The organism is Terrabacter aerolatus, assembly GCF_007991735.1.
Taxonomy (GTDB): domain Bacteria; phylum Actinomycetota; class Actinomycetes; order Actinomycetales; family Dermatophilaceae; genus Terrabacter; species Terrabacter aerolatus.
In genome coordinates this window covers 1-24260 of record NZ_BJYX01000022.1, presented here as the reverse complement: position 1 = coordinate 24260, position 24260 = coordinate 1, and the positions used below count along the sequence as shown (strand labels likewise).

At 72.1% G+C, this 24260-nt stretch carries 20 protein-coding genes; 8 read left to right on the top strand and 12 right to left on the bottom strand.

What is annotated here, in order from left to right:
• Positions 1-2 precede the first annotated feature (2 nt).
• The 6 genes from ftsH to TAE01_RS16730 all read right to left on the bottom strand — a co-directional run bounded on the left by ftsH (position 3) and on the right by TAE01_RS16730 (position 7547).
• Positions 3-2126 (bottom strand): ATP-dependent zinc metalloprotease FtsH, encoded by a 2124-nt coding sequence (gene ftsH, locus TAE01_RS16755; protein ID WP_147067958.1) that lies wholly within the window; start codon positions 2124-2126, stop codon positions 3-5.
• Positions 2127-2273: 147 nt separating this feature from the next.
• Positions 2274-3101, bottom strand: a complete 828-nt coding sequence (locus tag TAE01_RS16750) for a DUF1028 domain-containing protein (protein WP_147067957.1) — start codon at positions 3099-3101, stop codon at positions 2274-2276.
• Between the two features lie 14 nt (positions 3102-3115).
• Complete coding sequence (gene hpt / locus TAE01_RS16745; protein WP_147067956.1) at positions 3116-3667, bottom strand: hypoxanthine phosphoribosyltransferase; 552 nt, start codon at positions 3665-3667, stop codon at positions 3116-3118.
• 72 nt (positions 3668-3739) lie between these two features.
• Entirely contained in the window at positions 3740-4738 is a 999-nt protein-coding gene (tilS, locus tag TAE01_RS16740) for a tRNA lysidine(34) synthetase TilS (protein WP_147067955.1), read from the bottom strand.
• A 21-nt stretch (positions 4739-4759) separates the two neighbouring features.
• Positions 4760-5866, bottom strand: a complete 1107-nt coding sequence (locus TAE01_RS16735) for an Rv3626c family coenzyme F420 biosynthesis-associated protein (RefSeq protein WP_147067954.1) — start codon at positions 5864-5866, stop codon at positions 4760-4762.
• Positions 5867-5987: 121 nt separating this feature from the next.
• Entirely contained in the window at positions 5988-7547 is a 1560-nt protein-coding gene (locus TAE01_RS16730) for a D-alanyl-D-alanine carboxypeptidase/D-alanyl-D-alanine-endopeptidase (protein WP_147067953.1), read from the bottom strand.
• Positions 7548-7702: 155 nt separating this feature from the next.
• Between TAE01_RS16730 and TAE01_RS16725 the strand changes: the two genes are divergently transcribed.
• Positions 7703-8221, top strand: a complete 519-nt coding sequence (locus TAE01_RS16725) for an inorganic diphosphatase (RefSeq protein WP_147067952.1) — start codon at positions 7703-7705, stop codon at positions 8219-8221.
• Between the two features lie 205 nt (positions 8222-8426).
• Here TAE01_RS16725 and TAE01_RS16720 read toward each other — a convergent pair whose 3' ends face one another.
• Complete coding sequence (locus tag TAE01_RS16720; RefSeq protein ID WP_147067951.1) at positions 8427-9941, bottom strand: MFS transporter; 1515 nt, start codon at positions 9939-9941, stop codon at positions 8427-8429.
• 8 nt (positions 9942-9949) lie between these two features.
• The gene (locus tag TAE01_RS16715; RefSeq protein WP_147067950.1) at positions 9950-10183 is read right to left on the bottom strand and encodes a hypothetical protein; all 234 of its coding nucleotides are present in this window, start codon (positions 10181-10183) and stop codon (positions 9950-9952) included.
• A gap of 231 nt (positions 10184-10414) precedes the next feature.
• Here TAE01_RS16715 and TAE01_RS16710 point away from each other — a divergent pair, with 231 nt between their 5' ends.
• The 4 genes from TAE01_RS16710 (at position 10415) to TAE01_RS16695 (ending at position 13680) form a co-directional block, all read left to right on the top strand.
• Positions 10415-10963, top strand: coding sequence for a TetR/AcrR family transcriptional regulator (locus TAE01_RS16710; RefSeq protein WP_147067949.1), 549 nt, complete (start codon positions 10415-10417; stop codon positions 10961-10963).
• An 18-nt stretch (positions 10964-10981) separates the two neighbouring features.
• Complete coding sequence (locus TAE01_RS16705) at positions 10982-11917, top strand: LLM class F420-dependent oxidoreductase (protein WP_147067948.1); 936 nt, start codon at positions 10982-10984, stop codon at positions 11915-11917.
• A 78-nt stretch (positions 11918-11995) separates the two neighbouring features.
• The gene (locus TAE01_RS16700; RefSeq protein WP_147067947.1) at positions 11996-12457 is read left to right on the top strand and encodes a MarR family winged helix-turn-helix transcriptional regulator; all 462 of its coding nucleotides are present in this window, start codon (positions 11996-11998) and stop codon (positions 12455-12457) included.
• A complete protein-coding gene (locus tag TAE01_RS16695) occupies positions 12454-13680 on the top strand; it encodes an MFS transporter (RefSeq protein ID WP_147067946.1) in 1227 nt (408 codons plus the stop codon). Before TAE01_RS16700 ends, TAE01_RS16695 begins: the two co-directional genes overlap by 4 nt.
• 108 nt (positions 13681-13788) lie before the next feature.
• Here the strand turns inward: TAE01_RS16695 and TAE01_RS16690 are convergent, their stop codons facing one another.
• The 4 genes from TAE01_RS16690 to TAE01_RS16675 all read right to left on the bottom strand — a co-directional run bounded on the left by TAE01_RS16690 (position 13789) and on the right by TAE01_RS16675 (position 18496).
• Complete coding sequence (locus tag TAE01_RS16690; RefSeq protein WP_147067945.1) at positions 13789-15084, bottom strand: MFS transporter; 1296 nt, start codon at positions 15082-15084, stop codon at positions 13789-13791.
• Positions 15085-15233: 149 nt separating this feature from the next.
• A complete protein-coding gene (locus TAE01_RS16685) occupies positions 15234-15596 on the bottom strand; it encodes an MmcQ/YjbR family DNA-binding protein (RefSeq protein WP_147067944.1) in 363 nt (120 codons plus the stop codon).
• A gap of 93 nt (positions 15597-15689) precedes the next feature.
• Complete coding sequence (locus TAE01_RS16680) at positions 15690-17030, bottom strand: MFS transporter (RefSeq protein ID WP_147067943.1); 1341 nt, start codon at positions 17028-17030, stop codon at positions 15690-15692.
• A 17-nt stretch (positions 17031-17047) separates the two neighbouring features.
• Complete coding sequence (locus TAE01_RS16675; RefSeq protein WP_147067942.1) at positions 17048-18496, bottom strand: NAD-dependent malic enzyme; 1449 nt, start codon at positions 18494-18496, stop codon at positions 17048-17050.
• Between the two features lie 187 nt (positions 18497-18683).
• Between TAE01_RS16675 and TAE01_RS16670 the strand changes: the two genes are divergently transcribed.
• The 3 genes from TAE01_RS16670 (at position 18684) to TAE01_RS16660 (ending at position 24130) form a co-directional block, all read left to right on the top strand.
• Entirely contained in the window at positions 18684-21152 is a 2469-nt protein-coding gene (locus TAE01_RS16670) for an HAD-IC family P-type ATPase (protein WP_246111411.1), read from the top strand.
• 122 nt (positions 21153-21274) lie between these two features.
• Positions 21275-22636, top strand: coding sequence for a hypothetical protein (locus tag TAE01_RS16665; RefSeq protein WP_147067941.1), 1362 nt, complete (start codon positions 21275-21277; stop codon positions 22634-22636).
• Between the two features lie 258 nt (positions 22637-22894).
• Positions 22895-24130, top strand: a complete 1236-nt coding sequence (locus tag TAE01_RS16660) for an MFS transporter (RefSeq protein WP_147067940.1) — start codon at positions 22895-22897, stop codon at positions 24128-24130.
• The last annotated feature ends 130 nt before the right edge of the window (positions 24131-24260 follow it).

Sequence of the window (24260 nt, the reverse complement as noted above, 5' to 3'; positions counted from 1 at the left end):
GGTCAGCTCTTCTCGTCGGGGTTGACGGGTCGGTCGTCGGGCACCTCGATGACCTGCTCGGCGGGGTGCTCCTCCGCGAGCGGGTGGGCACCGACCGAGGCGGCCTCGTCGATCTGGTCCTCGAGACGCCTGTCGGCCGGGACCGGCGGCGGCAGGTGGCCGTTCTGGCCCCCCACGCCGTACTGCCCGTTCTGGCCGTTCTGGGCGGCGATCTCGGCCGGGGTCAGGACCGGGGGCCGGTCGCCGAGCTGGCGCGTCTGCGAGGAGAGCCACGTCGGGCGCTCGGGCGCCTTGACGACCGGCTTGAAGAGCTCGGCCAGCTCGTGCACGTTGAGCGTCTCCTTCTCGAGCAGCTCGAGGACGAGGTGGTCCAGCAGGTCGCGGTTGGCGTTGAGGGCGGCGTAGGCCTCGTCGTGCGCGGCCTCGATGAGCGAGCGCACCTCCTCGTCGACGATGCGGGCGACCTCCTCGGAGTAGTCGCGCTGGTGACCCATGTCGCGGCCGAGGAAGACCTCGCCCGTGCTCTGGCCGAGCTTGATGGCACCGACCCGTGCGGACATGCCGAACTCGGTGACCATCTTGCGGGCCATGCCCGTGGCCTTCTCGATGTCGTTGCTCGCGCCGGTCGTCGGCTCGCGGAAGACGATCTCCTCGGCGACGCGGCCGCCGAGGGCGTACGCGAGCTGGTCGAGGATCTCGTTGCGCGTCGTGGAGTACTTGTCGTCGATCGGCATGACCATCGTGTAGCCGAGGGCGCGACCGCGCGGGAGGATCGTGATCTTGGTGACCGGGTCGGTGTGGTTGAGCGCCGCGGCGACGAGGGCGTGCCCGCCCTCGTGGTAGGCCGTGATCTTGCGCTCCTTGGCCGACATGATGCGCGTGCGCTTCTGCGGACCGGCGATGACGCGGTCGATGGCCTCGTCGAGGGCCTCGTTGTCGATGACCTTCTTGTCGCCGCGGGCGGTGAGCAGGGCGGCCTCGTTGAGGACGTTGGCGAGGTCGGCACCCGTGAAGCCGGGCGTCCGGCGGGCGACGGCCAGCAGGTCGACGTCGGCCGTGACGGGCTTGCCCTGGGCGTGGACCTCGAGGATGCGGTGGCGGCCGATCATGTCCGGCGCGTCGACGGCGATCTGGCGGTCGAAGCGGCCGGGGCGCAGGAGGGCCGGGTCGAGGATGTCGGGGCGGTTGGTCGCGGCGATGAGGATGACGTTGGTCTTGACGTCGAAGCCGTCCATCTCGACGAGCAGCTGGTTGAGCGTCTGCTCGCGCTCGTCGTGACCGCCGCCCATGCCGGCGCCGCGGTGGCGTCCGACGGCGTCGATCTCGTCGACGAAGACGATGGCCGGCGCGTTGGCCTTGGCCTGCTCGAAGAGGTCGCGGACGCGGCTGGCACCGACACCGACGAACATCTCGACGAAGTCCGAGCCGGAGATCGAGTAGAACGGCACGCCGGCCTCACCGGCGACCGCGCGGGCGAGGAGGGTCTTGCCGGTACCGGGCTGGCCGTAGAGCAGCACGCCCTTGGGGATCTTGGCGCCGACGGCGAGGAACTTCGCGGGCTCCTGGAGGAACTCCTTGATCTCCTGGAGCTCCTCGATGGCCTCGTCGCAGCCGGCGACGTCGGCGAAGGTGACCTTCGGGGTGTCCTTGGTCGCGAGCTTGGCCCGGGACTTGCCGAACTGCATGACGCGGTTGCCGCCGCCCTGCATCTGGCCCATGAGGAACCAGAAGAGCGCGAGGATGACGATGATCGGCAGGATCGAGAAGAGCAGCGACCCGAACCAGCTCTGCTGGTCGATCTGGTCGGTGTAGCCCTTGGGTGGGTTGGCCTTCTCGAGGGCCGCCACGACCTGGCCCCCACGTGCGTCGACGTAGTACGCGTAGACCGCCTGGGCGTCCTTGACCGTGCCGTCCGGCGAGGAGTACGGCGTCTTGAGCTGCAGGGTCACCTGCTCGTTGTTGGCCAGCGTCGCCGACTCCACCTGGCCCGAGGCGATGAGCTTCATCGCCTCGGACGTGTCGATCCGGGGCGGCCCGGAGCTGGAGAACATCATGCCGAAGACGAGCGCGCTGATGAGGACCAAGATCCACAGCAGTGGTGTGCGCAGAATCCGCTTAGCGTCCATGTACGTGCGGGGCCTGTCGGGCCCCGGTCCTCCTGCTCGTCCGGTGACTTAGTCCACCGGCACAACGTCCGGTGGGCCACCAGTGTTCCGCATGCGGCGTGCTGGTGACCAACGCGTCCGTCCAACCTTCCGGACGGGGACGCGAGGTCAGCGGCTCGTGGTGGCGCGCAGGGCCTCCAGGACCCGTCGGTCGATGCCGTCGGGGCTGAGCCGGGCCTCGTAGTTCGCGTTGCCCGCCCAGTCGGCGAGGGCCGTCGCGACGTCGGCGTCGGAGAAGCCGGCGTGCGCCAGCCGCTCGCGCACCTCCTCGGCGAGGTCGCCCTCGAGCGGCTCGACGTCCTCCGGCTTGCCGAAGTACATCTCCCAGTCCGACAGGAGGCGGCCGAGCTCGGTCACCGGGTCGGCGTGGTCGTCGACCCGCAGGTCGGCGAGCACCCCGCACGCGTCGTAGCCGGCACCCGGCTCGACGGCATACATCGCCGCGGCCTGCCGACCGCGCGAGTCGCCCCCCGCGGCGTCGCCGGCCACGAGCGCGGCGAGCAGGCGACGGGCGAGCGGCTGGCCGGCCGTGGCGTGCCAGGCCCGCTCCATCTCCTCGACGACCTCGGGTCCCGTGAGGATGTTGCCCTGGATGGCGTATGCCGTGTCGCCCTCGTCGCGCGCGACACCGCCGGCCCAAACGTTGCACTCCGAGCCGGTGAAGGTCGCGGCCGAGCCGACGCCCACGACGCCGACCTGGCGGGTCTCGCGACCCTCGTCGAGGGCCGTCGCGGCGGCGAGCGCCTCGTCGGCGGGTTCGCCGGCGGCGAGGCGTCCGAGCAGCTCGTCGAGGTAGGCGACGCGGGCGAAGGACTGCGTCGCCACCGCGCCGACCCCGAGACGGGCGCCGGGCACGACCGCTCCGACGGCGAGGAACTTGCTGGCGACGGCGATGCCGTGGGCGTCACCCTGGCGCGCGACGATCGAGAAGGTCACGGGTCTCCCTGGGCTCAGGCGTAGACGTGGGGGGCGAGGGTGCCGACGCAGCGCAGGTTGCGGTACTTCTCGGCGTAGTCGAGGCCGTAGCCGACGACGAACTCGTTGGGGATGTCGAAGCCGACGTACTTGACGGGGATGTCGACCTTGACGACGTCGGGCTTGCGCAGCAGCGTGCAGATCTCGACGGAGGCCGGGTTGCGCGACTCGAGGTTGGACTTGATCCACGACAGCGTCAGGCCGGAGTCGATGATGTCCTCGACGATGAGCACGTGGCGGCCGCTGATGTCGGTGTCGAGGTCCTTGAGGATGCGCACGACGCCCGAGGACTTCGTGCCGGAGCCGTAGGACGAGACCGCCATCCAGTCCATCGGCGCGGTGCCGGGCAGGGCGCGCATGAGGTCGGCCATGACGACGACGGCACCCTTGAGGACCCCGACGAGGAGGAACTCCTTGCCCTCGTAGTCCTTCCAGATGTCGGCGGCGAGCTCGGCGAGCCGGGCCTGGATCTGCTCCTCGGTGAACAGGACCTGGGCCAGGTCATCTCCCATGTGCTCGTGGTCCACGAAGGCTCCTCGATGTGTGGCGGTGCGGGGTCGTGCGGGGCGGGATCCATTCAACCGCACCGGCGCGCGGGCTCAGGCGTCGGCGGTCTCGCGCAGCGGGCTGAAGACGATGGCTCCCCCGGTGCGCGCGACGGCGATCCCGCCCGGCACGTGCAGCGGACCCTGCCCGTGCCACGACGTGAGCAGCGCGTCGAGCGACTCGACGTGGGCGGCGCTGACGTCGGCGAGCGGGGCGCCGGCCTCGGCGGCCAGCAGCCGCCAGACCCGGGTGCGGATCGCCCGCGGCAGGGCCGCCAGCGCGCCCAGGTCGATCCCGTCGCCGGCCGGTCCGGCCGGCAGGTCGGCCCGCGCCCTCACGGCGAGGGTCTCGAGGTAGTCGGCGTCCTCGCGGAGCAGGTCGGCGCTGCGGGCGAGCGCCGCCGCGAACCCCGGACCGAGGTCGGACTCGAGGGTGGCGAGCAGCCGCCGCGCCCGGACCCGACGGAACGAGTCGTCGCTGTTGTGCGGGTCGTCCCACGGGTGGATGCCGTATGCCGCGCACGCGGCGAGGGTCGTGGCGCGCGGCAGGGCGAGGAGCGGGCGCACGAAGCGGTCCCGGCGCACCGGCATACCGCTGAGCGACCGGGCGCCCGAGCCGCGGGACAGGCCCAGCAGCACCTGCTCGGCCTGGTCGTCACGGGTGTGACCGATGAGGACGGTGCAGGCGTCGAGCCGGTCCGCGGTCGCCACGAGGGCGGCGTAGCGGGCGGTGCGCGCGTCGGCCTCGAGGCCGGCGCCACTCGTGCGGATCTCGGCGGAGACCACCTCGACGGGGTCGAGCCCGATCTCGCGACAGAGCGCCGCGGCGTCCCGGGCCACCTCGGCCGAGCGCTCCTGCAACCCGTGGTCGACGACGACGGCACCGGCACGCACCCCGGCACGCGGCGCCTCGAAGGCGAGGGCGGCGGCGAGCGCCACCGAGTCGGGGCCACCCGAGCAGGCGACGAGCACGACGCCTCCCTCGGGCACGTCTGCGAGGTGCTCACGCACCGCGAGACGGGTGGCGGCGACGGCGGGGTCGGGACCGGGCATGTCTGCGGGACCTCGCATCGCTCAGCCGTGGACCCGGCGCACCCAGGCGTCCGGCTCGAGGATCTCGGCGGCCCGCGGCAGGGTCTCGGGCGAGGTCCAGACCGCGTTGAAGCCGTCGCGGCCGACCTGGTCGGTGACGGCACGGACGAAGACGGCGCCGTCGCGGTACTGCCGCATCTTGGCCTCGAGGCCGAGCAGCTTGCGCAGCAGCCGGTCGACGCCGACCGAGCTGTTGCGGCGCTGGTCGAACTTGCGGCGGATCTCGTCGACGCTCGGGATGACCCGAGGGCCGACGGCGTCCATGACGACGTCGGCGTGGCCCTCGAGCAGCGACATGACGGCGGTCAGCTCGGCGATCCGGGCCTTCTGCTCGGGCGTCGCGAAGAGCTGCCCGACGCCCTCGCCGGAGCTCAGCACCTGCGGCAGGTTCTTCGTCAGCTGCTCGAAGCGCTTGGAGAGGTCCTCGGGGGTCGGCGCGAGGTCGACCGCGAGGGCCTGGGTGCGCGAGACCATGTGGTCGCGCAGCCACGGCACCGCGGTGAACTGCACCCGGTGGGTCTCCTCGTGCATGGCGACCCAGCGGCGGAAGTCGGTCGGGTCGACCTGCATGCGCCGCTCGGCGGCCACGATGTTGGGCGCGACGAGCATGAGGCGCGCAGTGCCACCCGGCGCGAGGTCGTACTGGCCCAGCACCTTGCTCGACAGGAACGCGAGCAGGCCGCCCATCTCGGCGCCGGTGACCTTGCCGCCGATCGCGGCCGCCGTGGCGCTCGTCGAGGACTTCTTCGTCGCGTTGAGCTTGTCGACGACGGGGTCGAGCATCGACCGGAACGAGTCGACGTTGGCGCTGATCCAGCCGGCCCGGTCGACGACGAGCGGGTCGGGCGCGCCGGCCGGGGCGGTGAGGGCGCTCGTCTCGGCAACCGGGGCGACGGCGGAGGCCGCGGCGGCGCGCAGGTCGGCCACGATGGCGGCCGCCTCGTCGCTGGAGACCTGGGGGCCCGGGTTGACGATGGCGCGACCGGTGCGCTTGGCGAACTCGTAGTCGACGGAGGCGGCCGGAGCACCACCGGCGACGCGTTCAGGACGGCGGGCGTCCTCCGGGGTCCGGTGGGTCGTGTCGGTCATGCCAGCCCTTTCCGTCCGTGACGATGTCGACGTCGCGCGAGGTGTCTGGAGGGCCGGACCGCTCGTCGGCGAGGTCGTGAACGTCGTCACCACCCGGTCCCCGAACGGCCCTGTCGGCCCGTCAGCGGCACCCGCACGAGGCGATCGCCGCTACCAGACGGTCCAACGCCGCCCGAGCGTCGTTGGTTCCCACTCCGGCGACCATACCCACGAAGACGAGGAGTCGACCGTCGTCGTCGACGACGCTTCCGGCGAGCGCGTTGGCGCCGGTCAGCGTGCCGGTCTTGGCGCGGGCCCGGCCCGCCGCGACGTGGTCGGCGCCCGTGAACCGGTCGGCCAGGGTGCCGGTCAGCCCGCCGATCGGGAGGCCGTCGAGGGCGCGCCGCAGCACCGGGTGGCGGCCGTCGTAGCCGAGCACGAGCACGTCGGACAGGAGGGAGGCACGCACCCGGTTCTCGCGGGAGAGCCCACTCGCGTCCGAGAGGGTGACCCCGGCCGTGTCGAGGCCGAGCGCGGCCACCTGCGACACGACCCAGGCTCCCACGGCCGCGAACGCCGTGCCCGCCCCGGAGCGGTAGGCGGCCTGGCGGGCGAGGATCTCGGTCAGGGCGTTGTCGCTGTCGGTGAGGGCCAGGGCGAGCTGTTCCTGAACCGGGGCCGACTCCACGCTGCCGAGGACCGCTCCGGGGCCGGTCGTCGGGGCGCTCGTCGTGGGCGTGGCGGTCGAGTCCGTGGCGGTCTGAGGCGTCGAGCCGGAGGTCGGCGTAGGCATCGGCGTGGGCATCGGGGAGCCGGGTGCGCCGGGCGCCCGCCCGCGGGCGGCGACCTTCACGGCGAGGCCCCGCGCGTCGAGCAGGCCGGCGAAGGCCGTGCGGACCGACAGGACGGGATCGGCGGGCCCGGCCGCACCACCGCGGGCGCGCTGGCTCGACAGCCCGAGCATCGCCACGGCGCCGGTGATGCCCGAGCTGCGGAACGTCGAGGCCCAGGTCGGTGCGGTTCTGGGGCCGTCGGCATAGGTCTCGTCGACGTAGAGCGTCACCGAGCGCGTCCCGCGGGCACGGAGCGCGGAGGCGACCTGGTCGGCGAGGTCCCCGAGGCCGGCCCGTCCGGCCACGGCCCGGGGGTCACCCCTGCCCGGCGCGAGCAGCGAGTCACCGCCGGCCACGAGGACGATCTCGTCGGGCGTGTCGCCCTCGCGCACCACGGTGCGCAGCGTCTCGCCGGGGGCGAAGGCGCGCCCGATCGCCGCCGCGGAGAGCAGCTTCGTCGTCGATGCCGGGATGCGCAGCTCGTCACCGCGCTGGTCGAGGAGCACGTCGCCGCTCTGCCCGTCACGCACGACGAGCGCCGAGTCGCGCAGGGCCGGAACGGCACGGACCGCGGCGAGGGCGCGCTCGATGCCGGTCGGTGAGGGGGCGGCCGTCTCGCCGGCCAGCGGCGGCAGCGGCTCGGCGACCGACGTGGCCGGCGTCGGCTGCGGAACGAGGGGCAGCGTGCGCGTCGCGACGTACTCGGTGGGCGCGGGCGGCGGCAGTGGTCGCAGGGTCAGCACACCGGGCGCGGCGTCGGCGACGTCGAGGACGGCATACCCCAGCAGGATCGTCACGACCGACCACACGACGGCCATGCCGTAGGTCCGGCGGGGTCCGCGCCGACGAGCCCCTGACTCTCGTGCCATGGCCCGTCACCCCCGTCCGTCGTCCGCGGCTGTTTCGCGCAAGGCCGGTCCTTGCTGCCACACTGTCGCGGACGATTCTGTCAGCCGCAGGCCGGTGCTCCGGCACCCGAGCCGCACCCGACCCATCACCCGAAGACCGTGAAGAAGGGGAAGACGTGGAGTTCGACGTCACCATCGAGATCCCGCGCGGACAGCGCAACAAGTACGAGGTCGACCACGAGACCGGTCGGATCCGCCTCGACCGCTACCTCTTCACGCCCATGGCCTACCCCGCCGACTACGGCTACATCGAGGACTCGCTCGGCGAGGACGGCGACCCGCTGGACGCCCTCGTGCTGCTGCCCGAGCCGGTCTTCCCCGGCGTCGTCGTCGAGGCGCGTCCGATCGGCGTCTTCCACATGACCGACGAGGCCGGCGGCGACGACAAGGTGCTCTGCGTGCCGGTCGACCCGCGCAACGTCGACGTGCAGGACATCAGCGACATCAACGAGTTCACGCTCAAGGAGATCCAGCACTTCTTCGAGCGCTACAAGGACCTCGAGCCCGGCAAGCACGTCGAGGGCTCCGACTGGGGCAACCGCGAGGCCGCCGAGAAGATCATCGGCGAGGCCTTCGAGCGCGCCAAGGAGCAGGGCACCTCGACCGCCCGCTGGGCGATGCCGCAGGGCCACTGAGCCTTCCGCGCGACCCGACCACCGCGGTCGTATGCCGCGTGCCCGACCCCCGCTGCCCACCCGGGCCGCGGGGGTCGCGTCGTTCCCGGGCGTCCCGCTTCAGCGCAGGTGCGCGCGGGGATCGTGCTGCAGATGGTGCTGCGTCCGGTGGGGTGATGACCCCACCGGACGCAGCACCATTCGCCGTTCCAGGCGCGGGACGGGGTCAGCTCGCGTCGGCTCCGTCCACGGCGGCGACGGCGACCGTCTCGCGGGTCGGCTCGGTCGGCTCGGACGGCACGGTCGGCTCGGCGACGGCGCTCGCCGGGCGGGGCCGGAGCACGAGGGCCGCGACGAGCAGCGCCACGAGGGCGAACGTCGCCGAGGTCAGGAAGGCCGGCTCGACGCCGGGCACGAACTTCCCCGGGACGGCCTTCGAGGCGTAGACGCTGACGATGGCCGCGAGCCCGATGGCGCCGCCGAGCTGCTGGGCCGTCTGGAGCAGCCCGGACACCGTGCCGGCCTGGGCGCGGTCGACGCCGCCGAGCACGACGACCGTGACCGGCATGAAGACGAGCGCGGCCGAGACGCCGTTGAGCACGAGCGCACCGAGGAGGTGGCCGGCATACGTGCTCGTCGTCGTGATGCTGCTGAGCCACACGAAGCTCGCCGCCAGCCCGAGCGTGCCCACGAGGAGCATCGGGCGCGGACCCACCTTGGCGACGAGGCGGGCGCTGACCCGCGACGTGGCGAAGATCGCGAGGCTGAGCGGCAGGAACGCGGCCCCGGTCGCGACCGGGCTGAAGCCGAGGACGAGCTGGAGGTACTGCGTCACGAGGAAGAACGTCGAGAACTGGGCGCCGACGACGAGCGCCATGAGCACGAGCGCGCCACCACGGGTCCGGTTGCGCACGAGCGCGAGCGGCAGCAGCGGTGCCGAGACACGGCTCTCGGTGCGCACGAAGAGGGCGAGCAGCGAGAGGCCCACGACGAACGACGCCAGCGTCAGCGGTGCGGTCCAGCCGCGGTCGGCGGCGCTGATGAAGCCGTGCACGACGGCGACCGAACCGAGCGTCGCGGTGACCGCGCCGACGACGTCGAAGCGCCCGCTGATGCGCGGGGTCTCGGTGACGAAGCGGCGGGCCAGCACGAGCACGACGGCGCCGATCGGGACGTTGACGAAGAGGGTCCAGTGCCAGCTGACGAAGTCCGTCAGCGCGCCGCCGAGCAGCAGGCCGATCGAGGCGCCGGCGGACGACACCGCCGTGAAGAGGGCCAGTCCGCGGTTGCGGGCGGCCTCGTTCGGGGCGCTCGTCGTCACGAGCGCGAGGACGCTCGGCGCGGCGAGGGCGGCACCGACACCCTGGAGGGTGCGGGCGCTGATGAGCCACGCCGGCGAGGTGGCGAGGCCACCGAGCAGGCTCGCGACGGTGAAGATCGCCAGTCCGATCTCGAAGCTGCGCAGGCGTCCGAGGACGTCACCGAGGCGGCCACCGAGCAGGAGGAGTCCGCCGAAGGCGAGGGTGTAGGCGTTGAGCACCCAGGACAGGCCCGCGGGCGTGAACCCGAGGTCGGTCTGGATGTGCGGGAGCGCGACGTTCACGACGGTGGCGTCGAGCACGAGCATGAGCTGGGCGACGAGGACGACGCCGAGGCCGATGGCTCCCCTGCGGGCGGCGCGCTCCCCATTCGAGGGTTCGGGTCGCCGGGAGACGGGTGGTGCGGTGGTGCTGGTCGACATCTCTGACCTCAGGATTCGTGGTGCTGGGACCGGTGGTCCGCGGACGGGGTGCGCGAGCTCTCGACGGTGAGCGGGTCGCGGGTCATGGGGGTGAAGGCGCGGGCCCGGGTGCGCGTGGCACCGGAGCCGTCGGCGGCCTCGGTCTGCTCTCGGCGCTGGACGAGCGGGGCGCGGTGCGTGGTGGCCAGGTGCGACCGGTGGACGCGAAGGGCCTGTCGGGTGGGTCGGATCGTCGTGGTCATGGGTGCCGGACTCCTCTGTGACGACGGTCGGCGCTACGATTAGCGGAGAACCACTCCGGTTCTGCCTGACCCACAATACGGAGACTGTCTCCGTTTTAGCAAGGGAGATTTCTCGTGACGCCTGCCGTAGCCGGCAAGGCGACGCTCGATCCGTCGCCGGAACCTGTTGCCACCGAAGAGGATTCGGCCAACGGACCAGCTCAGGACGATGCCGCGAAATCGCCTCGCCCCATGCGCGCCGACGCCAGGCGCAACTACGACAAGATCCTCGCGACCGCCCGCATCGTCTTCACCGAACGCGGCACGGACTCCTCCCTCGACGAGATCGCGAAGCGGGCCGGCGTGGGTCCCGGCACGCTCTACCGCCACTTCCCCACGCGCGAGGCCCTCGTCGACGCCCTGATGCAGGACTGGACCGACCGCGTGTCCGCCGACGCGGACGCGGCGATCGCCACGGGCCTGCCCGCACGGCAGATGCTGCTCGGCTGGTTCGAGCACTTCATCGACCACATCACGCTGCACCGTGGCGCCGCGAGCAAGATCTGCGCCGCCATGGACGACCCCGCCTCGCCGATGTACCGCAAGTGCCGCGTCATGAGTGACGCCAACCGGCGGGTCATCGACCACCTCGACGCCGACGGCCAGCTGCGTCCCGGCATCGACGCCGCCAACGTCATGCGGCTCGTGAGCGGTGTCGCGAGCGTCGCCGACACGAGCCACACCGAGCTCGACGTGCGCCCCATGCTCGAGGTCGTCGTCGACGGGATTGTTCACGACTGACCGGTGGTTGCACCCGGCATGACCGTCGACCTGCGCATCTTCACCGAGCCCCAACAGGGCGCCACCTACGACGACCTGCTCGCCGTCGCGCGAGCCGCCGAGGACCTCGGCTTCAGCGGCTTCTTCCGCTCCGACCACTACCTCCACATGGGCGGGGACGGCGGCGTCGGACCGACCGACGCCTGGACGACTCTCGCCGGACTGGCCCGGGAGACCTCGACGATCCGGCTCGGCACGCTCGTCACGTCGGCCACCTTCCGCCTCCCCGGGCCCCTGGCGATCCAGGTGGCGGGAGTCGACCAGATGAGCGGTGGACGCGTCGAGCTGGGACTCGGCGCGGGGTGGTTCGAGGCCGAGCACACGGCATACGGCATCCCGTTCCCGCCGCTCGGCGAGCGCTTCGACCGCCTCGAGGAACAGCTCGCCGTCATCACCGGCCTGTGGGCCACGGAGCCGGGAGCGACGTTCAGCCACGACGGGACCCACTACCCCGTCACCGACTCCCCCGCCCTCGTGCAGCCGTCCCAGCGGCACGGCGTGCCGATCATCATCGGTGGTGGCGGCAGGCGACGCACGCCTGCCCTCGCCGTGCGGTATGCCGCCGAGTTCAACGCCCCGTTCATGGCGGCGCCCGACGCCGGCCGGCTCTTCGAACGGGTCCGCGGCGTCGCCGCCGACGCCGGGCGCGACCCCGGCTCGCTGACCTGCTCGGCCGCCCAGATCGTCTGCGTCGGGCGCGACGAGGCGACGCTACGTCGCCGGGCCGACGCCATCGGGCGCGACCTCGACGAGCTGCGCTCCAACGGCCTGGCCGGCTCCCCGGACGAGGTCGTGGAGAAGCTCGCGGCGTTCGAGGCCGAGGGCGCCGAGCGGCTCTACCTCCAGGTGCTCGACCTCTCCGACCTCGACCACCTGGCCGACATCGCGGACGGCGTGCTGCACCAGCTCGTCTGAGGCCACGCCCACCGACGTGCCACGGGAGCGCACGCCCTCGACTTGATATACATAGGTTGTCTATGTAAATTGGAGCGAGTGACCGCACCGACCACCCTGGGCAACGACCTGCTGCGCTCGGCCGCGCGACTCTCGCGCTGGGCCAGCCGGCACGCGTCGTTCGACGTGCCCTTCGCGCAGGCTCGGCTGCTCGCCCTCCTGGACGAGCTCGGGCCCTCCCGCGTCAGCACCCTCGCGGCCGCCGATCACAGCAGCCAGCCGACGATCACCACCCAGCTCCAGCGCCTCGAGGCGTCCGGCTGGGTGCACCGCGCGTCCGACCCCGACGACGCGCGCGCCACGGTGATCTCCCTCAGCGCCGAGGGCCACGCCGCACTCGAGAGCGTGCGCCGCGCCCGACTGGCCGTCCTGTCCCCCGCCCTCGACCAGCTCGACGGCCCGGCTCTCGACCGGGTCCGCGTCGCCATCGACGTCATGAACGAGCTGCTCTCGGCCGCGGCGGACGCCCCCGTACCGCACCCCACCCGAAAGGACGGATGACCACCACCATGTGGCGCCAACCCAAGACCGTCTGGTCGATCGCCTTCGCCTGCGTGATCTCCTTCATGGGCATCGGCCTCGTCGACCCCATCCTCAAGCCGATCGCCGACGAGCTCGGCGCCGGCCCCTCGCAGGTCTCCCTGCTCTTCACCAGCTACCTCGCCGTCATGGGCATCGCCATGCTCGGCACCGGCTGGGTCAGCAGCCGCGTGGGCGCCAAGCGCACCCTGCTGCTCGGCCTGGCGCTCATCATCGTCGGCGCCGCCCTCGCCGGCAGCCAGGACACCGTCGGCGGCATCGTGGCCTTCCGCGCCCTGTGGGGTCTCGGCAACGCGCTGTTCATCGCGACCGCCCTGGCGACCATCGTCAACGCCGCGTCCGGCTCGGTGAAGCAGGCGATCATCCTCTACGAGGCCGCCCTCGGTGTCGGCATCGCCACCGGCCCCCTGCTCGGTGGCTGGCTCGGCGGCATCTCCTGGCGCTGGCCGTTCTACGGCGTCGCCGTCCTCATGGCGATCGCCTTCATCGCCACCGTGGCGACCCTGCCGAAGACCCCGCCGGCCGAGACGCCGACCTCGCTGTCGGCACCGCTGCGGGCCCTCGGCCACCGCGGCCTGCTCACGGTCGGCATCACGGCGCTGCTCTACAACTTCGGCTTCTTCACGCTCCTGGCGTTCACGCCGTTCCCGCTCGCCATGGGCGCGCACCAGATCGGCTTCATCTTCTTCGGCTGGGGCCTGCTGCTCGCGATCACCTCGGTCTTCGTGGCCCCGATGATCCAGCGCCGTTTCGGCACCCTGGCCGGCATCGTCGGCGCCCTGCTCGGCTTCGCCGTCATCCTCGCCGTCATGGCCGCGCAGACGGAGAACAAGACCGTGCTCGTCATCGGCGTCATCCTCGCCGGCGCGTTCCTCGGCGTGAACAACACCCTCATCACCGAGACGGTCATGAAGGTCGCCCCGGTCGAGCGCGGCGTCGCGTCCGCGGCATACTCCTTCGTCCGCTTCAGCGGCGGCGCCGTCGCCCCGTGGCTGGCGGGCAACCTCGGCGAGTCCTCGATCCACCTGCCCTTCTGGGTCGGCTCGGGAGCGGTCCTGCTCGCCGTGCTCGTGCTCCTCACGGCGCGCCGGATCATCAGCGCGCTCGACGAGGCTCCGGGTCACGGCGCCGAGGCGGTCACCTCGCGCACCGAGGCCGAGGCCCTCACCGTCGGCGACGCCTGAGTCGCGACCTTCCCGCACCGCGCCCGAACGCCGCACCCCCACGGGGTGCGGCGTTCGCGCGTGCGACGCCAGGACGCACACGGCATACGCGAGCCGTATGCCGTGTGCTCAGCGTGCCGAGGCCAGACTGGCCTCGCCCGACTCGACGAGGCTCGTCTCGCTGCTGCCGAACCGGACGCCGCGACGCTCCTTGCCCACCGCCGTGAGCACGGCCACGGCGACCAGGACCGGCACGATCGTCACCGCCAGTGCGAAGGGATAGCCGTGCGACGAGGCGATGGCCTGCTGGATGGGCAGGTTGAAGGCCGCGAGGCAGTTGCCGAGCTGGTACGTGACGCCGGGGTAGAAGCCGCGGATCTCGTCGGGGCTCAGCTCGGTCAGGTGCGCCGGGATGACGCCCCAGGCGCCCTGGACCATCACCTGCATGAGGAACGACCCGAGGACGAGCATGCCCGCGGTGTGCGAGTAGGCGAAGAGCGTCACGACCGGCAGGCCGAGCAGGGCGCAGAAGATGATGACGACCTTGCGACCGTGGCGCTCGGACAGCGCCCCCGCTACCGCACCACCGGCGATCGCACCGACGTTGTAGATGACGGCGATCCACGACGCGGTGCTCTTGGCCAGCCCGGCGCCGCCGTCGTCGGTCGCCTTGAGGAACGTCGGGTAGATGTCCTGGGTGCCGTGGCTCATCCAGTTGAAGGCCGTCATGAGCAGGACGAGGAAGACGAAGCGGCGCCAGATCGCCCGGTTCGCGAGCAGCTGGCGCAGCGAGGTGCTCGTCTGCCGGACGCGCTGGTCGGCGTTCTGCCAGACCTCGGACTCCACGACGCGCGAGCGGATGACGAAGGTGATGACCGCCGGCACGATGGACAGCGCGAACATCCAGCGCCACGAGAGCCCGAGCCACGAGTTGACGACGAGGAAGGCCAGCGACGCGAGCAGGTAGCCCATCGAGTAGCCGCCCTGCAGGATCCCGGAGAAGAAGCCCCGGCGCTCGGCCGGCAGCTTCTCCATCGCCAAGGCCGCGCCCAGGCCCCACTCACCTCCCATCCCGATGCCGTAGAGCATCCGCAGGACCATGAGGACGCCGAAGTTCGGCGCGAAGGCACACACGAAACCGACGACGCTGTAGAACGCGACGCACGTCATGAGCGGCACGCGCCGTCCGCGTCGGTCGGCCCAGAGGCCGAAGAGGAACGCCCCGACCGGGCGCATGACGAGGGTCATCGTCGTGATGAACGCCATCTGGGCCAGCGACGTGTGGAAGTCCTTCGCGATGTCGGCGTAGATGAGCACGACGAGGAAGTAGTCGAAGGCGTCCATCGCCCAGCCGAGGTAGGCAGCGGCGAACGCGTTGCGCTGGTCGGACGTGAGTCTGGTGCGTGTCTGTGCCGGCACTGCCATCCGGGCCTCCCGTGGTCAGGGGCCGGCGGGGATGTCCGTCATGCCCTCGTTTCGACCACATACCGGAAGTCTGGGAAAACCCTCACAAGATGCCGGTCCAGCCGGACGCGCAGGCCCGTCAGGGTCAGGCGAGCAGGTCGACGAGCGGTTCAGGCGAGCAGCGCAGCCAGCCCCGTGTCGCCGCGACGACGACGGCCTCCACGGATGTCGTAGGAGTCGAGGAGCAGCTCGGCGAGCTCACGTCGGTCGAGCCGGTCGAGGCGTCCCCACAGGGTGACGCGGAACCGGAACGTCTCCATGCGCACGAACGTCTCCCGACGGCCCGCGAGCGCCGGCTCGGTGTCCATCTCGCCCGTCCACACCTGCACGAGGTCACGTCCCTCGTCGTCGGCCCGCGCCCGGGCGAAGGTATGCCGTCCGGCCCGCCAGGCCGGTGACCCGTCGTGGGCGACCGTGCGTTCGGCGCCGGGCAGCCGCCCGGCCAGCTCGTCCACGTCGGCCCACGTCGCCATCGCGCCTCCTCACGAGCAGGCTAGACCCACGAGCTCCGGCCCCTCGACGGTCGAGCACCCACGAGCCCTGGCCTCTCGACGGTGGAGGTGGGGTCAGTGGAAGGTGACGGAGCGGCCGGCCTGCATGGCGGCGTAGGCGTCGGGGTCGGCCTCGAGCGCGGCACGCCTGGCCTTGTGCCGGTAGCGGAGCACCTGCACGATGCCGAGCGCCCACACGGGGTACTGCACCGTCATCGCGAGCCGGAACGAGTCGACGTCCCACGTCGAGGGACCGCCGGGAGCGACCCGGTCGAGCACGACGCCGACGAGCGCGACCGCCGTCAGGGTCGCGATGAAGCCACCGGTGTTGACGATGCCCGAGGCGCTGCCGATGCGCGTCGGCGGGTTGAACGTCCGCGCGAGGTCGAAGCCGATCATCGAGCCGGGACCACCGACGGCGATGAGGACCACGAGGACGACGAGCATCCAGAGCGGTGCGCGCCCGGGCCACAGGAGCACGACCGTCCAGGCGGCGATCGCGGCCGCGACGATGCACAGCACCAGGGTGCTGCGCGAGAACGGGTAGCGCATCGTCAGCGTGCCGATGATCGGGCTCGAGACGACGGTCGTCACGACCATGACCATGAGCAGGACGCTCGCCGTGCCGGGCGAGAGTCCTTGTCCCGCAACGAGGAACGGGAAGCCCCACAGCATCGTGAACATGTTGGCGGCGAACTGCGAGGTGAAGTGCGACCACAGCCCGAGCCGGGTGCCGGGCACGAGCCAGGCCGCCCGGAGCGTGCGTGCGACGGCCCGGAGGCGCAGCTCGTCACGGTGCTGGTCGGCGTAGGGGCTGTCCTTGACGACGATGACGAGCGCGACCCCGGACAGCACGCCGACCGACGCCGCGACGGCATACGACGGCGTCCACCCGAAGCGGCTCAGCGCGGCCGCGAGCGGGCCGGCCGCGGCGAGCGCGCCCAGCTGGCCGAGCACGCCGGTCAGCTGGGTCACCATCGGCGTGCGCCGCGGCGAGAACCACAGCGCGACGAGGCGCAGCACCGAGATGAAGACCATGGCGTCGCCGATGCCGAGGAGCACGCGGCACAGCAGCGCCGCCTCGAACGAGCGGACGAACGCGAAGCCGAGCTGCGCGACGGTGAGCAGCGCCAGGCCGAGACCCAGCAGCTTCTTGGAGCCGTAGCGGTCGAGCAGCGCCCCGACCGGCAGCTGCATCGCCGCGTAGACGAAGACCTGCACGATGGTGAAGGTCGACAGCTGCGCGCTGCTGATGCCGAAGCGGTCGGCGGCCTCGAGCCCGGCGACGCCGAGCGACGTGCGGTGGAAGACGGCCAGGACGTAGACGGCGATGGCCGCCGCCCACACGGCCCAGGCGCGGCGGCCGTCGAGCGGGTAGCGCTGCCCGGCGGGCCCGGGCTGGGTCGTGCTCGTCATCCGGTGGGTCGTGCTCCTCAGTTCGCGCCGGTCATCGGGATGTTCTTCGTCGGGGCCTTGGGCACGCAGTCGACGATCGCCTTGGCGACGGTCTTGCTCATGTCGGGCTGGAAGACGCTGGGGATGATGTAGTTCGGGTTGAGCTGCTCGTCGGTGACGACGGACGCGATGGCGTCGGCCGCCTTGATGAGCATCTCGGTCGTGACGTCGGTCGCCCGCGCGTCGAGCAGGCCGCGGAAGACCCCCGGGAAGGCCAGCACGTTGTTGATCTGGTTCGGGTAGTCGCTGCGGCCCGACGCGACGACGGTGGCGCGCTGCGTCGCCTCGTAGATGTCGACCTCGGGGTCGGGGTTGGCGAGCGCGAAGACGATGCGCTGCTCGGCCATCTCGTCGATCCACTCCGGCTCGAGGATGCGCGGCGCGCTGACACCGATGAAGACGTCGGCGCCCTGGAGGCCGTCGCGCAGGGTGCCGGTGAGCCCCCGGGGGTTGGTCTTCTCGGCGAGCTCGCGCCACGCCGGGGTCAGCGACTCGTCGTCCTGGTTGAGCAGGCCCGGACGGTCGGACACGGTGACGTCGACGGCGCCGGCGGCCAGCAGCAGCTGGACGATCGCGGACCCCGCGGCCCCACCACCGGAGACGACGATGCGCGCGTCGGGCAGCTTCTTGTCGATGCAGCGCAGCGCGTTCTTCAGGGCCGCGAGCACGACGATGGCCGTGCCGTGCTGGTCGTCGTGGAAGACGGGGATCGAGAGGCGCTCGCGCAGCTTGGCCTCGACCTCGAAGCAGCGTGGCGCGGCGATGTCCTCGAGGTTGATGCCGCCGAAGCCCGGCGCGATGAGCTCGACGGTGCGCACGATCTCGTCGACGTCGGTCGTGTCGATGCAGATGGGCCACGCGTCGATGTCGGCGAACCGCTTGAAGAGCGCCGCCTTGCCCTCCATGACGGGCAGCGCCGCCATGGGGCCGATGTTGCCGAGGCCGAGCACGGCGGAGCCGTCGGTGACGACCGCGACCGAGTTGCCCTTGATCGTCAGGCGCGGGACGTCCTCGGGGTGCTCGAAGAGGGCCTGGCTGACGCGGCCGACACCCGGGGTGTAGGCCATGGCGAGGTCCTGGCGGTTGCGCAGGTTGACCTTGGACTCGACGGAGATCTTGCCGCCGAGGTGCATGAGGAAGACGCGGTCGGAGACCTTGTGGACCCGGACGCCCTCGAGGGTCTCGACGGCGTCGACGACCTCGGTCGAGTGCTCGGCGTTGCTCGCCGAGCAGGTGAGGTCGATGACGAGGCGGTCCGGGTGCGAGTCGACGATGTCGAGCGCCGTCGTGATGCCGCCGCTCTCGGCGACCTTGACGGCGAGGGCTCCGATGACCGCCGGGTCGGTGCCGGCGTGGATCCGCATCGTGATCGAGTAGGAGGCAGTGGTGGCACGGGCACGTTGGATCGACTCAGTCACGCCCCCCATCGTCCCACGATCCGAGAAACGCCCCGGACGACGTCCGAGGACCGATCAGTAACATTTGTCCGTCCCCTCGCCGGCCTCGTCGACCACTGCCGGCGTATGCCGTCCCGCCGCGTCCCCGGGGACGCACCCCGGGCGCTCGGGCGCGTTCGACGGCGAGGCGCACCACCCGGCATACGACAATGGAGCGGTGACGACACCCGGGACGCCGCCCGTGACCGCCCACCCGCCCGCCCTGACCCGGCCGGAGGGACTGACGAGCGCCGAAGTGGCCGAACGGGTCTCGCGCGGCGAGGTCAACCGGCTCGGCGAACGGACGTCGCGCTCGATCGGCGAGATCGTCCGTGCCAACGTGTTGACCCGCTTCAATGCGATCCTCGGCGGGCTCTTCGCCCTCGTCCTCGTGACGGGCTCGTTCGCCGACGGCCTCTTCGGGATCGTCCTCGTCGTCAACTCCGCCATCGGCATCGTCCAGGAGTACCTCGCCAAGCGGAAGCTCGACCGGTTGGCGCTGCTCAACGCCCCGACGACCCGCGTCGTGCGCGACGGCGAGGTGCGCGTCGTACCGACGACCGACGTGGTGCGCGACGATCTCATCGAGCTGCGCACCGGCGACGAGGTGCCCGCCGACGGCACCCTCCTCGCGAGCGCCGGGCTCGAGCTCAACGAGGCCAACCTCACCGGCGAGTCCGACCCCGTGGCCCATGACGTCGGCGACGACATCAGGTCGGGCACGAGCGTCGTCGCGGGATCGGGTCGCTTCCACGCCAGCCAGGTCGGTGCCGACGCCTACGTCAACCGGATCGCCTCTGACGCAAGGAAGTTCACACGCACCCACTCCGAGATCCAGGAGTCGATCAACACTCTGCTCACCTACATCACGTGGGTCATCGTCGCGGCGCTTCCCATCGCCATCTGGTCGCAGTGGCGCACCGTCGGCGACCAGGGCTGGCGCGAGGTCGTCATCCGCTCGGCGGCCGGAGTCGTCGGTCTCGTGCCCGAGGGGCTCGTGCTGCTGACCTCCGTCGCGTTCCTCCTGTCGGCCGTGCAGCTGACGCGGCGCAACGTGCTCGTGCAGCAGCTGCCGGCGGTCGAGGGACTGGCCCGCGTCGACGTCGTCTGCCTCGACAAGACGGGCACGCTGACGGCGGGAGAGATCGCCTACGAGGACGCGCACCTCCTCGACGGGCAGGACGTCGACGAGATCCGTTGCGCGCTGGGGGCGCTCGCGGACGACCCGAACGCCAACGGCACCCTGACGGCGGTCGCTGCCGCCGTCGGTTCGCCGGGTTGGCAACGGACGCAGACGATCCCGTTCAACTCGGCCCGCAAGTGGAGCGGGGCCTGCTTCGCCGAACGCTCGACGTGGGTGCTCGGGGCGCCCGAGGTGCTCCTGGCCGCCGATCCGCAGCCGTCGCCACCCGAGGTCATCGACGCCATCCGCGCGCAGGTCGCAGAGATGGCCGCTTCCGGCCGACGCGTCGTCCTGCTCGCCAGGAGCGACGAGCACCTCACGGACGCGACGCTGCCCGCCGACCTCACCCCGGCCGCCCTCGTGACCCTCACCGAGCAGGTGCGGCCCGACGCGAAGGAGACGCTCGCCTACTTCGCCGCGCAGGACGTCGCGATCAAGGTCGTCTCCGGCGACAACCCCGTCACGGTCGCCGCCGTGGCCCGCACAGTCGGCCTCGAGGTCGGTGAGCCCGTCGACGCTCGCACCCTGCCCGACGACCCGGACGTGCTGCGGCAGGTCCTGGCGACGCACACCGTCTTCGGACGCGTCACCCCCGAGCAGAAGCGCGCCTTCGTCCACGCCCTGCAGGCCGACGGCCACGTCGTCGCCATGACCGGCGACGGCGTCAACGACGCGCTCGCCCTCAAGGACGCCGACATCGGCGTCGCGATGGGCAACGGCGCCCAGGCGACCAAGGCCGTCGCCGAGCTCGTCCTGCTCGACGGGAGGTTCTCGCACCTGCCGGACGTCATCGCCGAGGGGCGCCGCGTCATCGGGAACGTCGAGCGCGTCGCCAACCTCTTCGTCGCCAAGAACGCCATGAGCCTCGTCGCGATCCTCGCGGCGGCGGTCATCACCGTGCCGTTCCCGTTCCTGCCGCGGCACCTGACGCTCGTGTCTGCCGTGACGATCGGGATCCCGGCGTTCTTCCTCGCGCTCGGTCCCAACCGGCGTCGCTACCTGCCGGGCTTCCTCGGCCGCATCCTGCGCTTCGCGGTGCCGTCCGGCGCCGTTGCGGGGCTCGCGGTCATCGCGTCGTACCTCTGGGCCGGCCGCGGCTACGGCGTGCCGAGCGAGGAGTTCGCCGGCCGGTGCACCGTCGACGCCAGTGCCCGGACCGTCGCGGACGTCGCGTGCTGGCAGCCCGGCAGCGGCGCGACCATCACGCTGCTCACCGTCTTCTTCTGGATCCTCGTCGTCCTCGCCCGGCCCTTCCGCCCGTGGAAGGCCGCCCTCGTGGCCGCCATGGTGGGCCTCGCCGTCACGGCCTTCGTCTGGCCCGTGGCCGCGCGGTTCTTCAACCTCGACGCCCCCCTGCCGCTGCTCTGGCAGTCCCTCGCCGTGGGCGCCGTCGGGGCAGGTCTGGTGGAGGCGATCTACCGCCTCTCCCCCTCCGTCCGGAACGCCCACCACCTGCGCGACTGACCCCTCCGGTGCGCTCAGGTCACGAATCGGCTCCAAGGGGCCCAAGGCGACGATTCCGGTGGTAATTTCCGCTGGCACGCTGTCGCAGGGGCAGCGCTCACTTACGAACAGGGGGACCTGCCGTGCGGCGGTCTGTCATCTCGGGGCTGTCCGCAGCCCTCGTCCTCACCTCGGCGGGCGTCGGCGGCGCGCTCCTCGCGCCGGCCGCCTCCGCGGCTCCGGCCGCCCCGGCCGTCACGACCGGCGTCGCCGACGGCACCTACGTCTCGCTGAAGCCCAGCCGGATGCTCGACACCCGTGGCTCCAACCTCGGTCGGCCGCTCAACGCGGGCGAGGTCTACAACCTCAAGGTCAACGGCCGCGGCGGTGTGCCGTCGACCGGCGTCTCGGCGGTCGTCCTCAACATGACCGTCACCGCGCCCACCCGCGACGGCAACATCGTCGTCTACCCCAAGGGCACGACGGTCCCCAACGCCTCGAGCCTCAACTTCGTCGCCAAGGACACCCGCGCCAACCTCGTGACCGTCCCGGTCAGCAGCGACGGCTGGGTCAGCATCCGCAACGCGACCGGCCAGACCCACGTCATCGCCGACGTCCAGGGCTACTACGTCGGCTCGACGACGACGAAGCCCGCCGGCGCCGTCGACTACTTCCCCGACGACCCGTGGCGTGCCCTCGACACCCGGACGCAGCAGGACGGCCCCGCGCTCGCCGCGAACGACTACCTCATCCAGTCGGTCAACTACGGCTCGGAGACCCCGACGATCTCCGCTCTCGCGGTGAACGTCACGGCCGTCAACCCGCAGTGGACCGGCTTCCTCAACGCCTGGAACGGTGACGAGAACGCCATCCCCAACACCTCGAACGTCAACTTCGCCTCCCGCAAGACGACGTCGAACATGGTGATCGTGCCCGTCACCCACTCCATGGCGAGCGACGGCACCACCCCGCTCATCAACTTCGGCATCGGCAACGCCAGCCCCGGCACGGTCGACGTCATCGTCGACGTCGTCGGCCTCTACGCCACGGGTGACGGTCTGCGATTCCGCAGCGTCGGTGCCCCGAAGCGCATCGTCGACACGCGCACGAGCCTCGGCACGACGACCCTGTCCGCGGGCACGACGCGCACCGTCACGGCTCCGAGCTCGGTCACCAACTCCTCGACCGTGGCGCTGGTCACGAACGCGACCGCCGTCAGCCCGACGGCCGCCACGTACCTGACGATCTGGCAGACCGGTGTCACCCGATCGGCCGCGAGCAACCTCAACCCGGCTGCGGGCCAGACCGTCGCCAACATGGCGATGGTGGGCCTCAGCGACATCAACCAGTTCGACATCTACAACAACGCGGGCCGGACCAACGTCATCGTCGACGTCGCGGGCCGGATGGACCTCTCGCCCAACCTGGCGCCCGGCGCGGCCCCGAGCGTCTCGACCCGCACCGCCCCCAAGGCCATGGGCTCTCGCGTGGCGCCGCTGCGCTGACGCACCGCACGAGGGCCGGGCGGGCATCCCCAACTGGGGGTGCCCGCCCGTGCCGTTCCCGGCGAACCTCGCACCGGCTCCCGCCGCCTCCCGACTCCCGACTCCCGACGCCCGACTCCCGCCGAGCGGCGTGCGGCGTGCGGCCCAGCCCCACCGACCGCGTAGAATCGGGAGCGCACAGGGATCCGGCGTGACCTGATGGGCGGGTAGGCACGCGAGCGTGTCGCGCACCCCGCGACCAGATCCGGAGCCGCCCTCGTGTCACCCATCGACTCGTACCGCCACCTCTTCGGCCTCACCGGCCGCACGTACATCGTCGTCGCCTTCCTCGCACGGCTGCCGCTCGCGATGAGCCAGCTGGGCACCCTCCTGCTCGTGTCGTCGGCCACCGGCAGCTACGGCGCGGGTGGCTTCTGCGCCGGCGCGCTCGCCGTGGCCAACGCGGTCGGCGCACCGTTCTGGGGCGCCCGTGCCGACCGGCTCGGCCAGCGTCGCGTCGTGGCCTTCCAGTCCATCGGCGGCGGCCTCGGCATCGCCGGCATCCTCGTGGTCGTCGGCGCCGGACTCCCGTGGGGCGTGGCCGCGGTCGCGAGTGCGGTCGCGGGTCTGCTGCTGCCGCAGATCGGCCCGCTGGCGCGGGTGCGGTGGCGGCCGATCACCGCGGACTCGGGCTCTCGACAGCATCGGCTCGTCGACGCCGCCTTCTCCTACGAGGGCGCGGCCGACGAGGCGTCCTTCGTCCTCGGGCCGGCGCTCGTCGGCCTCGGGGTGTCCGCCGCGAGCCCCACCGCGGCCCTGGCCCTGGCGGCCGCCGGTCTCGCCGTCTTCGGCACGTGGTTCGCCCTGCACGAGACGGCGACGGTCACGCATGCCGCGACCTCGAGCGGCGCCGGCGCCGTGGGCCGGCTCCTGACGCCGGCTTTCGCCGTGCTCGCGACCGCGCAGCTGCTCGTCGGCACGGTCTTCGGATCGGTCCAGACGGGCACGTCGGTGCTCGCGACCGCGGCCGGTTCGCCCGGCCTGACGGGGTACTTCCACGCCCTGCTCGGTGTGGGCAGCGTCCTGGCGGGGCTGGCGGTGGCGGCGCTCCCGTCGCGGTTCGCGCTGTCGAGGCGGTTGCGCTGGTTCGCCGCCGGTTTGCTGGTCCTGTCGGCACCACTCCTGCTCGTCGGGTCGCTGCCCGCGCTCGTGCCCGTGCTGCTCGTGCTCGGCTGCACGGTCGCGCCGTACATGATCACGACGTTCACCCTGGGTGAGCGGGTCACGCCGCCGTCGCGCACGGGAGCGGCGATGACCGTCCTCGCCGCCGCCACGGGCCTCGGCTACGCGATCGGCGCGGCCCTGGCCGGTCGCCTCGCCGACTGGGGCGGACACACGCCCGCGTATGCCGTCACGGTCGGTGCCGGGGCCGTGGCCGTCCTCGTGTCGTGGGGATTTCGAGGGGTCCTCGAGCGCGCCCAGCCCAGCGAGCCCGCAGCCGCGACCACCCCCTGACCCCGGTCCCCCGCGGCCCCCGAACCGACGCCCACCCAGGCCCGAAACCGACACGTCCGGCGCCGCGGCCCCCGAACCGACGCCCACCCACGCCCGAAACCGACACGTCCGGCGCCCCGGCCCCCGAACC